General features: G+C 46.3%; 9 protein-coding genes, 1 tRNA gene and 1 pseudogene. 3 read left to right on the top strand and 8 right to left on the bottom strand.

All coding sequences use genetic code 11. The features are described 5' to 3' along the window. Positions 1–103: 103 nt before the first annotated feature. Positions 104–185, top strand: a tRNA-Leu gene (locus QZL69_RS02635). A 293-nt stretch (positions 186–478) separates the two neighbouring features. On the opposite strand, the gene QZL69_RS02630 is transcribed toward QZL69_RS02635, so the two are convergent. The 8 genes and pseudogenes from QZL69_RS02630 to QZL69_RS02595 form a co-directional block, all read right to left on the bottom strand. Beyond that, entirely contained in the window at positions 479–958 is a 480-nt protein-coding gene (locus QZL69_RS02630; RefSeq protein ID WP_022213673.1) for a metallophosphoesterase family protein, read from the bottom strand. Next, the gene (locus QZL69_RS02625; RefSeq protein ID WP_022213672.1) at positions 955–1,539 is read right to left on the bottom strand and encodes an XTP/dITP diphosphatase; all 585 of its coding nucleotides are present in this window, start codon (positions 1,537–1,539) and stop codon (positions 955–957) included. Before QZL69_RS02625 ends, QZL69_RS02630 begins: the two co-directional genes overlap by 4 nt. After that, the gene (locus tag QZL69_RS02620; protein WP_022213671.1) at positions 1,536–2,690 is read right to left on the bottom strand and encodes a THUMP domain-containing class I SAM-dependent RNA methyltransferase; all 1,155 of its coding nucleotides are present in this window, start codon (positions 2,688–2,690) and stop codon (positions 1,536–1,538) included. The genes QZL69_RS02625 and QZL69_RS02620 overlap by 4 nt, the downstream gene beginning before the upstream one ends. Next, positions 2,687–3,232 (bottom strand): phosphodiesterase, encoded by a 546-nt coding sequence (gene yfcE / locus QZL69_RS02615; RefSeq protein WP_022213670.1) that lies wholly within the window; start codon positions 3,230–3,232, stop codon positions 2,687–2,689. Before yfcE ends, QZL69_RS02620 begins: the two co-directional genes overlap by 4 nt. 163 nt (positions 3,233–3,395) lie before the next feature. Beyond that, positions 3,396–4,499: an IS200/IS605 family element RNA-guided endonuclease TnpB gene (gene tnpB / locus QZL69_RS02610; RefSeq protein ID WP_022213669.1), complete on the bottom strand. Its 1,104-nt coding sequence runs from the start codon at positions 4,497–4,499 to the stop codon at positions 3,396–3,398. A gap of 18 nt (positions 4,500–4,517) precedes the next feature. Further along, positions 4,518–4,807, bottom strand: a pseudogene (tnpA, locus tag QZL69_RS14060) (IS200/IS605 family transposase); the annotation flags it as partial. A 108-nt stretch (positions 4,808–4,915) separates the two neighbouring features. After that, positions 4,916–5,227, bottom strand: coding sequence for a rhodanese-like domain-containing protein (locus QZL69_RS02600; RefSeq protein ID WP_022213667.1), 312 nt, complete (start codon positions 5,225–5,227; stop codon positions 4,916–4,918). 169 nt (positions 5,228–5,396) lie between these two features. Further along, entirely contained in the window at positions 5,397–5,585 is a 189-nt protein-coding gene (locus tag QZL69_RS02595) for a hypothetical protein (RefSeq protein ID WP_022213666.1), read from the bottom strand. 416 nt (positions 5,586–6,001) lie between these two features. Between QZL69_RS02595 and QZL69_RS02590 the strand changes: the two genes are divergently transcribed. Both QZL69_RS02590 and QZL69_RS02585 read left to right on the top strand, forming a co-directional pair. Continuing rightward, positions 6,002–8,410, top strand: coding sequence for a CDP-glycerol glycerophosphotransferase family protein (locus QZL69_RS02590; RefSeq protein WP_022213665.1), 2,409 nt, complete (start codon positions 6,002–6,004; stop codon positions 8,408–8,410). A 42-nt stretch (positions 8,411–8,452) separates the two neighbouring features. Next, a complete protein-coding gene (locus tag QZL69_RS02585) occupies positions 8,453–10,585 on the top strand; it encodes a glycogen debranching protein (RefSeq protein WP_022213664.1) in 2,133 nt (710 codons plus the stop codon). Positions 10,586–10,642 lie beyond the last annotated feature (57 nt).

The raw sequence follows: 10,642 nt of genomic DNA, 5'->3' as shown, positions 1-10,642 counted from the left end.
CAAGTTGTCCGGGGTTCGAATCCCCGATGTCTCACTTGAAACACTATCGTTTAGATAGTGTTTTTTATTATTTTATTAGGAAGTTTGGATGCTATCCTATCCTGCGGATATGGCGGAATTGGCAGACGCGCCAGATTTAGGTTCTGGTGTTGAACGACGTGCAGGTTCAAGTCCTGTTATCCGCATTTTTTATAAGGCTTGGAAGCCTTATGATCCAGTTTCCCACTGCGTGGGGATATTTCGCAAAGGGACTTCACCAGTCCCTCTGCACACCCTGGGCTTTTTTGGAAGCATGAGCCTTGGTGTTTCAGATTTGTAATGTGTAGAAGAAAGACCGGATTCCTGGTTGCCGTGTGGGCAAGGGGAATCTGGTCTTTTTTCAGATTGTTGGTGGCGAAAGCCCATAAATAAGAGGTGCGTTGCGGTCTTATTTATGGGCTTTCTTTTGTACAGTTTTGTTTAGCTTATTAAATAATTGTTATAGGTGTTTTAGTTCGGCGGTTAGGTGACCGGTTTGGTCTAGGTTTACGATGGCGTAGCTTGGCCGCCGGCCTCTTTGGCGGGGGTAGGTCAGGCTTCCGGGATTTAGGGCTAGGACACCGTCTATGGTTTCCAGAAGGGGTTTGTGGGTGTGGCCGAAGAAGACGGCGTTACAGCCGCGGTCTTTGGCTTCATCGATGACACCTGTGATATCCATGGAAACGCCGTAGTAGTGGCCGTGGGTGACGAAGATCCGGTTGTTGCCTGCTTCTACTATTTCTTCTCTTGGAAGGTCTGAGAAGAAGTCGTTGTTTCCTGAAACGATATGGCAGGGGCACTCGGTGAGGGCTTCTATGAAGATTTCTCTGCCTTCTACGTCACCGCAGTGGATCAGCATGTCGAAGGGAGTTTCCTGCATGACTGCCTGTTCGAAGTTTTCGTCTCTGCCGTGGGTGTCGCTGACTACGAGGATTTTCATCGGAGTGCGTCCTTGATGGCGCGCAGAGCCTTCCCTCTGTGGCTGATCTTGTTTTTTTCTTCCATGGAGAGTTCTGCTGAGGTGCAGCCGTACTCCGGGAGATAAAAGATCGGGTCGTAGCCGAAGCCGTTGGCTCCGCTTTCTTCGTAGCCGATCCTGCCCTCCATTGCCTCTCTTACGGTCTTGACGCTTCCATCAGGAAAAGCCGCTGCGATCGCACAGACGAATCTGGCGGTTCTTTTTTCATCCGGGACTCCTTCGAGGCGTTCGATCAGTTTGGCGTTCTTGATATGATAGGAGGTATCCTCTCCCATATATCGCGCAGAATAGATTCCCGGCTCTTTGTTGAGATAGTCGATCTCCAGGCCAGAATCGTCTGCAAGAACGATCTCTCCTGTCAGGTCGCGGATCGCTTTTGCCTTGATCTGGGCGTTTTCTTCGAATGTTTTTCCATCTTCTACGATGTCGACGTGAATTCCGGCATCTTTTAAGGAAAGAAGTTCGATGTCAAGATCTCCGAGGATCTCACGTATCTCTTTCATCTTGCCTTCATTTCCTGTTGCAAAAATCACTTTTTTCATGAATCTTTTCTCCTCTTCGGCGGCTTCGGACCAAGGAACTGATAGTAGTAAGTCTTCAGCATACCATTATAGATCTTACGGTTTTTGTCCGCTTTTTTGCCAATATCGTTTTCTGTATGATCGTAGGATGTGATCAGGTACATGGACCACTTGTCCAGACGGCGGAAACTCTCTCCGATCTCTCTGTAAAGTGCCGGAAGGGCTTCTTTTTCTTCCAGACGCTCGCCATATGGCGGGTTCGTGATGATAAATCCATACGGCTTCGGATGGCTCAGATCCTTGACTGCTCTCTGCTGGAAATGGATCAGCTTGTCCACTCCTGCCATCTTTGCATTGGAACGTGCTGCCTTGAGGGCTTCCGGATCGATATCGTAACCCTGGATGTCTGTCTCAATATCGAGATTTACACGGTCCTGCGCTTCTTCCAGAGCATCATACCAGCATTTACGTGGAACCAGATGCTTCCAGTCTTCTGCAAGGAAAGAACGGTTCATTCCCGGTGCCATGTCTGCTGCCATCATCGCAGCCTCGATCGGGAAAGTTCCACTTCCGCAGAAAGGATCGACAAGGATCCTGTCTTTGTTCCACGGAGTCAGCATGATCAGCGCGGAAGCCAGTGTCTCTGTGATCGGCGCCTTGACGGTCATCTGACGGTATCCTCGTTTGTGCAGGGAGACGCCGGAAGTGTCGATCCCAATTGTTGCCACATCCTTCATAAAAGCAACACGAATCGGGAAACTTGCTCCATCTTCCGGGAACCAGGAGATCCCATAGACGCTCTTGAGTCGTTCTACGATCGCCTTTTTCATGATTGACTGGATATCAGACGGGCTGAACAGAGCACTTTTTACGGAGTTTGCCTTTGCCACCCAGAATTTACCATCCTTCGGGATATATTCTTCCCACGGGATCGCCTTGGTCTTCTCAAACAGTTCGTCAAAAGTCACTGCCTTGAACTCTCCTGTCTTGAGAAGGATACGCTCTGTGGTGCGGAGGAACATGTTTGCCTGTGCGATGCCCTCTGCATCTGCCAGAAAAGTAACTTTTCCGTCTTCTACTTTGCTGATCTCATATCCCAGATCCAGGATCTCACGTTTCAGAACCGCTTCCATACCAAAGTGACAGGGTGCGATCAGTTCCATATATTTCATGCAAGCCTCATTTCCTTGATGATATTTCCATCAAAATCTTTAATTGTGAATACTTTGTCTTCCAGTACTGCGTAGGTCGGTGGATTTCCTTCCTTCGGAATGGAAACAGAACCCGGATTCAGAAGGATGTAGCCCTCTCTCTGCTCTGCCTTGAGCACATGTGTATGTCCGTGGATCAGGATGTCCCCTTCACGGAACGGCGGAAGGTTGTTTTCGTTATAGACATGTCCATGTGTGACATAAAAAGTCAGCCCGTCGATCGCCAGAATGCAGTAATCTGCCATCACCGGGAAATTCAGTACCATCTGGTCTACTTCTGCCTCACAGTTGCCTCGAACTGCATAGATCTCATTTTTCATTTCGTTGAGCATTGCGATCACTTCCTTCGGAGCATATTCCTTCGGAAGATCGTTTCTTGGTCCGTGATAGAGCAGGTCGCCCAGCAGAACCAGACGCTCTGCGCCCTCTTCTCTGTATGCTTCCAGCATTTTACGGCAGTAAAAGGCGGAACCATGTACATCTGATGCAAACATATATTTCATAGCAAGTTTCTCCTATCAGTTTTTTTTCCAGTATATCATTCTTTTATTCTACTGTGAATTACCCATTGTCTAAAGCCAATGGGCTTCCTGCTTCATCGTCCTCGTAACCTACTAACTCCACAGGCGTTAATTCGGGCAATTCCTGCCCTATTATTTGATTTTCTTATGCTGTTTTTCTTAATCCCTCTGCCAATATATTCTTTGCAGCATTAATATCTCTGTCATGCTTCGTCCCGCAAACAGGACATATCCATTCCCTTACTGACAGATCTTTCGTCTCTGTATTTTGATATCCACATGCAGAGCACAACTGGCTGCTTGCATAAAATGTATCTGTTTTTACATATTCCCTTCCATTCCACTTTGCCTTATATTCTAACTGCCTTGTCAGCTCATACCACGATACATCACTTATAGATTTTGCCAGATGATGATTTTTTACCATATTTTTTATCTGTAGATCTTCTGAAACTATCACTTGGTTTTCGCTGATGAGCTCATGTGAGATCTTGTGCAGATAATCTTTTCTGGTATTTGTTATCTTCTCATGGCATAACGCTATCTTTTTCCTGATCTTATAGTAATTTTGGCTTCTCTTTTCTTTATGTGCTAACTGCCTTTGCAATTTTATCAGTTTCTTCTCATGTTTCCTGATAATTTGGGGATTTATGTATTTCTTTCCAGCAGAAGTAATACATAAATCTTTAATTCCCAAGTCTAAACCTATACTATGACTGGTATGCTGCAGTTCCTCATGTTCCGTTTCCACCAATAATGATACATAGTACTTTCCACTTGGTACCTGAGATACGGCTGCTGACTTTATCTGCCCGCTAAAGTTTCTATGCAGCTTTGCTTTTACTTCCTTTAGTTTAGGCAGTTTTACTTTATTTCTCTCAAAATCTGCTGCTATATTGCCATTTGTAAAATTTGTTGTGTATGATCTGTGACTGTCATGTTTGCTCTTAAACTTCGGATAACCTGCATGTTCTTTGAAAAATTTCTGATATGCAGAATCCATATTATAAATGGCATTCGTCAGTGCAAATTTATCTACTTCCTTCAGCCATTCATTTTCTTTCTTTAATTCTCTGTTACAGTAATTATTGCAGTCTGTTTTGCTGACAGACTTTTTCTCTTTTTCGTACATTTCTTTCCGATATGCCAATGTACGGTTATAGACAAAACGGCAGCAGCCAAATGTTTTTGCTATCTGTACTCTCTGCTCCATATTAGGATATATTCTATATTTATATGCTTTTAACATTTACTGCCACCTTCTTTCTCATCCCTGACCATCGATATATTTTTTAGCATTTCTTCTGATACATTTCCTACACTACATACAAAATACCCATCTGTCCAAAATGTATGTTCTTTCCAAAAATGTTTGCGCAGATAATCCGGATATCTCTTCCAAATATAATATGTTGTATAACTTTTCATCAGATCCACAATCTTCCTGACAGACATTGTCGGTTATGTTTCTATCATATAATGGATATGATCTTTATCCGTTTCCATATATTTGATAATAACTTTGTGCCTTTGGCATATCTCAAGTATATAACATTTTTTTACTTTTGGCTACCTTAACCCACCGTCTAAAGCCAGTGGGATTGCGGTAGCCTTATTTCAAAAAATCCTCTGGCTAAGCTCTTTCCATAGTCAGAGGATTCCTGTTTATCCGGAAAACGTGCGATTTCTTCCCCTGTATGCCCCAAATCCTCCTATAACGGATCTTGTTCTGTATCCCCGCCGCACATAATCACGTGCCGCAGCCATACTTGCCCCGCCCCTGTCGCAGTAAAAGATAAGAAGTTTTTCTTTCGGAAGCGGCGGACTTTCGCTTAATTCTTCATAAGGAATGTTTACCGCTCCTCTGATATGGCTCTTTCGGTAACTCTCCGGTTCCCGGAGATCTATGATCAGTGTGTCCGGACGGTCCACATAATAATCCAGCATTTTTGCAGAAATGGTTTCGATAGGAAACATATGATTCTTCCTTTTTTATTTATATTATATGTAGGATCCTGCTTTCCGGAACCTCCCGCTGTCCATCCCTGGCACCACATAACGCAGAACAGGCTCCGCCTATCTGGCGAAGCCTGCTCTTTATTTTTTACATAAGAAGAAGGGAGAAAATTTGCCTGAAGTTTTCGCTTTAGTATCTGTCGGAATAGTCATCCTGTTCTTTATTATATGCGTTAGATGTCTTATTGCGGGACGCATTTTTTGAAGAATTTCTGGAAGCATTTTTGCTGCTGTTCTGGCTGCCCATCGCATTTTTTGAAGTTGCTTTGTCAGTGCTGTAGTTGCTTGTTTTGTTCTCATTTTCATAATTTTTTGCCATTTGAAAATTCCTCCTGTAGTTCATGTTACTGTGAACAGTAACAATCTTTATTTCTTATTACATCAGGTAGTATGTCTTCCTGAGGCAAAAATTATGCAGGTTTTGCAGCAAAATTTATTATATAAAAGGAAATCCCCGGTAGGGGAGCTACCAGGGATTTCCAGGGGAGTATAAATAATTAAATAAGGGGTTATGTAAAAAAAATTTTTGAAGGGTAAATTCTTTTTACAAGTACGATTATAATATAATCCAGCCAAAAAAGCAATAACTTTCGTGAAATCTGCCCTGTTATTCGCCCCGAGGAAGGCTTTTTATATTAATCCCTGTTCATGTTTATTTATTCGTGATAAAATATAAAAATACTGTATATAAACAGTCCATTGATAACTATAAATTTTTTTACAGGGTAAAATATTATGGCAGATTCAAACAATTCATTCAAAAATAAAGTGATACGCAAGCTCAAAAGCGGTACCTGGTATCCTTTTTATAATACCTTTTATGAAAAGGTGCCGATCGACCGCCGTGAGATCCTCCTTGCTTCCAGAAGCGGGATTTCCCTGGAAAGCAATATTCTTGCGATCCTTACAGAACTTTCCCGTCCGGAATACCGCAAATTCCGAAAAGTCCTGGCAGTTCAGAAGAGCTCCCGTGAACAGATTGAGAAAAAACTCGCTCATTATCACATTTCCGTGGATAAGATTGTTCATATGAGCACCCCGGACTACTATTACCATCTGGCAAAGGCCGGCTACCTCATCAACGACACCACCTTCCCGGGACGTTATATCAAGAAAAAAGGCCAGGTTTATCTCAACGTCTGGCACGGTACCCCGCTCAAACGCATGGGACAGGACAACGAGGAAGAACGCTATGACATGGGAAATATCATGCGAAATCTCCTGATGTCCGACTATCTCGTTTTTCCTAATTTATATATGGAAGAAAAAATGTCCGGAGCTTTTAACCTCAAAGAACTTTATCGGGGAACGATTCTCCGCGAGGGCTATCCGCGAAATTCTATTTTCTTCGACCAGGAACACGGCAGGCTCCTCAAGGAAGTCCTGGGCTACCAGGGATGTCAGCTCAGCGTCTATATGCCGACCTTCCGCGGACATACCGATGATGTAGAAGGCGATACCTACGTAGAGCAGGTACGCAGTTATCTTGAGGTAATTGATAAGGGTATGCAGGACGATCAGATTCTTCTTCTCAAGCTGCATCCACTTGTGCAGAAAGGGCTCGATCTCGACAATTACAGGCACATCCGCCCGTTCCCGTCAGAACTTGACACCTACGATGTACTGAATGCCTGCGACGTGCTGATCACAGATTATTCCAGCGTCATGTACGACTTTGCAAATACTGGTCGTAAGATCATCCTCTTTGCCTATGACCTTGAGGATTATATGGGACACCGTGGCATGTACGAAGACATCCGCTCCTACCCGTTCCCGATCGCAGTAACACCGGAGGAAGTCCTGTCTGAACTTCAGGAACCGGGCGGCGGTGCTGACAGAGAATTTCTTGACAAATACTGTACCTTTGACCGACAGAAAGCGACACGCAATATCTGCCGCCACGTACTTCTCGGCAAATATCTGTGTCAGGAACACAAAATGCCGGTCACAACGAAGAAAAAAGTCCTTCTCTACGCCGGCAGCCTCAAGCCAAACGGGATCACGACCGCATACTTCAGCATGCTCCGCCATCTCGATACGGATGCCTGCGACTATTATATTTCCTACCGTTCCCCGTCCCTCAAGGAGCATCCGGAACGGCTTAATGGAATGCCGGAGGGATACCATTACTACCCTCTCGCCACAGAAATGAACCTCGATGTCCTCACCGCTGTGGCACAGATCCTGTATCTGAAATGGGGGATCACTTCTTTTGGCATCCGGAAACGGCTTGAGAAAGCATACCGCCGGGAATGGCAGAAACATTTCGGAAACGCAGCCTTTGACCAGGTCGTTCACTATGACGGCTACGAGAATTACATGATCGCACTCTTTGAACAGGCTCCCTGCACCAGAACGATCTGGGTGCATAACGACATGGAACGTGAGATCCAGGCCAAGGGAAATCCAAGCCTGCCACTTCTTCGTCATGCTTATGCAGCATATGACCATGTTGTTCCGGTCGGCGAGGATATCCGTCCTGCCGTAGAGCGCATCGGTGGACGCACAGACAATGTACAGGTGATCGCCAACTACATGGATGTCGAAAATATCCGTTCCAGAGCAGAACTTCCACTGACCTTTGACCCGGAAACCCAGTCCAATGTCTCTCTTAGGAAACTCCAGAAAATCCTGGACTGCTCCGGTACGAAATTTATCAACATCGGAAGATACGCCCCGGAGAAAGGTCAGGAACGCCTGATCCGTGCCTTTGACACCTTCTGGCACAGCCATCCAAAGACATGGCTTATCATCATCGGCGGAATGGGTGACCTGTACGAAAGCCTTCGCCGTCTTGCCAGAAGCCTGGAATCCGGACGGCACATCGTACTTCTTAAATCCATGAGTAATCCGATGCCGGTGCTGAAACGCTGCGACTTTTTTATTCTCTCCTCTTTCTATGAGGGACAGGTTCTGGTCGTCCCGGAGGCAGATGTGCTCGGACTTCCTGTCGCAGCCTGTGATGTCAATGGAGCCAGATCTTTCCTCAAAGAATACGGCGGCACACTTCTGCCTGACAGTGAAGAAGGTGTGCTTCAGGGCATGGAAATGTATGCTTCCGGCAAGATTCATCCACTTCATGTCGACTACGAGACAAGAAATCAGCAGATCATCCAGAAATGTGAGAAACTTTTCCAGGAGTAAGCTGCTGATCCACTTTTATACTACAGGAACGGAGAAAACATCATGAAATCTTATCACCATAAATTTGTATCCGACCACCCGCTTGAATCAACACCTATGGCTGAAATCGACGGTTTTCCGGTACGGCCGGGTATTTTTGACCTGAATGGAGCTACCCCGCTTCAGAACGGTGTGAACTTTACCATTCACACCTGCGGAGGAACTTCCTGCGAACTCCTTCTCTTCCATCGTGCACAGGAGGAGCCTTTTGCCGTCCTTCCTTTCCCTGAGGCTTACAAAATCGGCGATGTCTATTCCATGATCGTCTATGGACTGAACATCGACGAATTTGAGTATGCTTACCGCGTAGACGGACCATACTGTCCGGAAAAAGGACTCTTATTCAACAAAAACAATGTTCTCCTCGACCCTTACGCCAAAGCTGTTGCCGGTCAGAGGACCTGGGGGATCCGCTGGGACCATACCTACCATGCACGAGTGGTCAAGGACACCTTCGACTGGGGCGATGTTCCGCAGTCCAAGAAGGAGCTCTGCGACCTTATCATCTACGAACTGCATGTAAGAAACTTCACACACCATCCTTCTTCCGGGGTTCAGCATCGAGGCACTTTTGCCGGACTGATGGAAAAGATCCCCTATCTCAAGGAACTCGGTATCAATGCGGTCGAGCTGATGCCGATCTTTGAGTTCGATGAGACCATGAACGCAAGGACAGTCGACGGAACACAGCTACTCGAATGCTGGGGCTACAATACCGTGAGCTTTTTTGCTCCGAACAGCAGCTACTCTTCTGCCAACGAGCACAACAGAGAAGGTACAGAACTCAAGACACTGATCCGTGAACTTCATGCAAACGGGATCGAAGTCATCCTCGACGTTGTATTCAATCATACCGCAGAGGGCAATGAGAAGGGACCTTCCTTCAGTTTCAAGGGATTCGACAATAACATTTACTATATGCTGACTCCGGACGGAAATTACTACAATTTCAGCGGCTGTGGAAACACTCTGAACTGCAACCATCCTGTCGTTCAGCAGCTGATCCTGGAATGCCTGCGTTACTGGACCATCAATTACCGTGTTGACGGCTTCCGCTTTGACCTCGCCAGCATCCTTGGACGAAATGAAGACGGTTCTCCGATGAACAACCCGCCGCTTCTGCGTACCCTCGCAGATGACCCGATCTTAAGCAATGTCAAGCTGATCGCGGAAGCATGGGATGCCGGCGGTCTTTACCAGGTTGGAAGTTTCCCGGCGAGCGGACGATGGGCAGAGTGGAACGGACGATACCGTGATTCTCTGCGAAGCTTCCTCAAGGGCGACTGCTGGCAGGCGTGGGATGCAGCCTGGAGTATTTCCGGCTCCGGTGACCTTTATGGCGGTTTCTATGGAAATAACAAGAGCAATTATGCAGGTTATAATTCCTGCGTCAACTTCCTCACCTGCCATGACGGATTTACGCTTTATGATCTTTATGCTTACAACGATAAGCACAATGAAGCAAATGGATGGGACAATGCAGACGGTGCAAACGACAACCGAAGCTGGAACTGTGGTGCCGAAGGTGAAACTGATGATCCGGAAGTTCTCGCACTTCGCTACCGCATGATCCGCAATGCCTGTGCCGTCCTGATGTGCAGCCGCGGAACACCGATGTTCCTCTCCGGCGATGAATTTGGAAATACCAAATACGGAAACAACAACAGCTACTGTCAGGACAGCAGGATCTCCTGGCTCGACTGGCGCATGCTTGACAAAAACCGCGATCTCTTTGAATTCTTCAAATTTATGATCGCATTCCGCAAGCAGCACACAGTTATCCACAAGAAGCTCCCGGATTCCGTCTGTGGCATGGACCCTATCCACACTCACAACATCAACGCAGACGAAGTGGATATCCCGAGAGATGCCCGCACCTTCTGCGTAAGCTTCACCGGCTATGACAAAGAAAAAGGCAGGGACGACCTCGTTTACGTGGCAGTCAACACCTACTGGGAGGATGTAACAATCACCCTTCCAAGTCTCAAAGGACACGGTGCATGGCACTTAAGCGTCAACACTTACGGCGACGAAAACGGCCGTTACTGCTACCCGGACGGCGAAGACCCGCGCATCGACCACAGCTTCATCATGCGCCCGAGAACGGTTGCGGTATTTACCGGAAAGGATTTTTAAGTTTCTGTTTGTGCACATAACAGATACAAAAACGAGCTGGCATTCTACACGACATGC

The organism is Blautia sp. CAG:237, from assembly GCF_000436615.1.
Classification (GTDB): domain Bacteria; phylum Bacillota; class Clostridia; order Lachnospirales; family Lachnospiraceae; genus Blautia_A; species Blautia_A intestinihominis.
This window is presented reverse-complemented; position numbering and strand designations above follow the sequence as displayed.

Excerpts from the sequence above, each read along its gene's own strand:
- QZL69_RS02630 (WP_022213673.1), bottom strand. The coding sequence starts at position 958 with ATGAAAATCCTCGTAGTCAGCGACACCCACGGCAGAGACGAAAACTTC.
- QZL69_RS02625 (WP_022213672.1), bottom strand. The coding sequence starts at position 1,539 with ATGAAAAAAGTGATTTTTGCAACAGGAAATGAAGGCAAGATGAAAGAG.
- QZL69_RS02620 (WP_022213671.1), bottom strand. The coding sequence starts at position 2,690 with ATGAAATATATGGAACTGATCGCACCCTGTCACTTTGGTATGGAAGCG.
- yfcE (WP_022213670.1), bottom strand. The coding sequence starts at position 3,232 with ATGAAATATATGTTTGCATCAGATGTACATGGTTCCGCCTTTTACTGC.
- tnpB (WP_022213669.1), bottom strand. The coding sequence starts at position 4,499 with ATGTTAAAAGCATATAAATATAGAATATATCCTAATATGGAGCAGAGA.
- QZL69_RS02600 (WP_022213667.1), bottom strand. The coding sequence starts at position 5,227 with ATGTTTCCTATCGAAACCATTTCTGCAAAAATGCTGGATTATTATGTG.
- QZL69_RS02595 (WP_022213666.1), bottom strand. The coding sequence starts at position 5,585 with ATGGCAAAAAATTATGAAAATGAGAACAAAACAAGCAACTACAGCACT.
- QZL69_RS02590 (WP_022213665.1), top strand. The coding sequence starts at position 6,002 with ATGGCAGATTCAAACAATTCATTCAAAAATAAAGTGATACGCAAGCTC.
- QZL69_RS02585 (WP_022213664.1), top strand. The coding sequence starts at position 8,453 with ATGAAATCTTATCACCATAAATTTGTATCCGACCACCCGCTTGAATCA.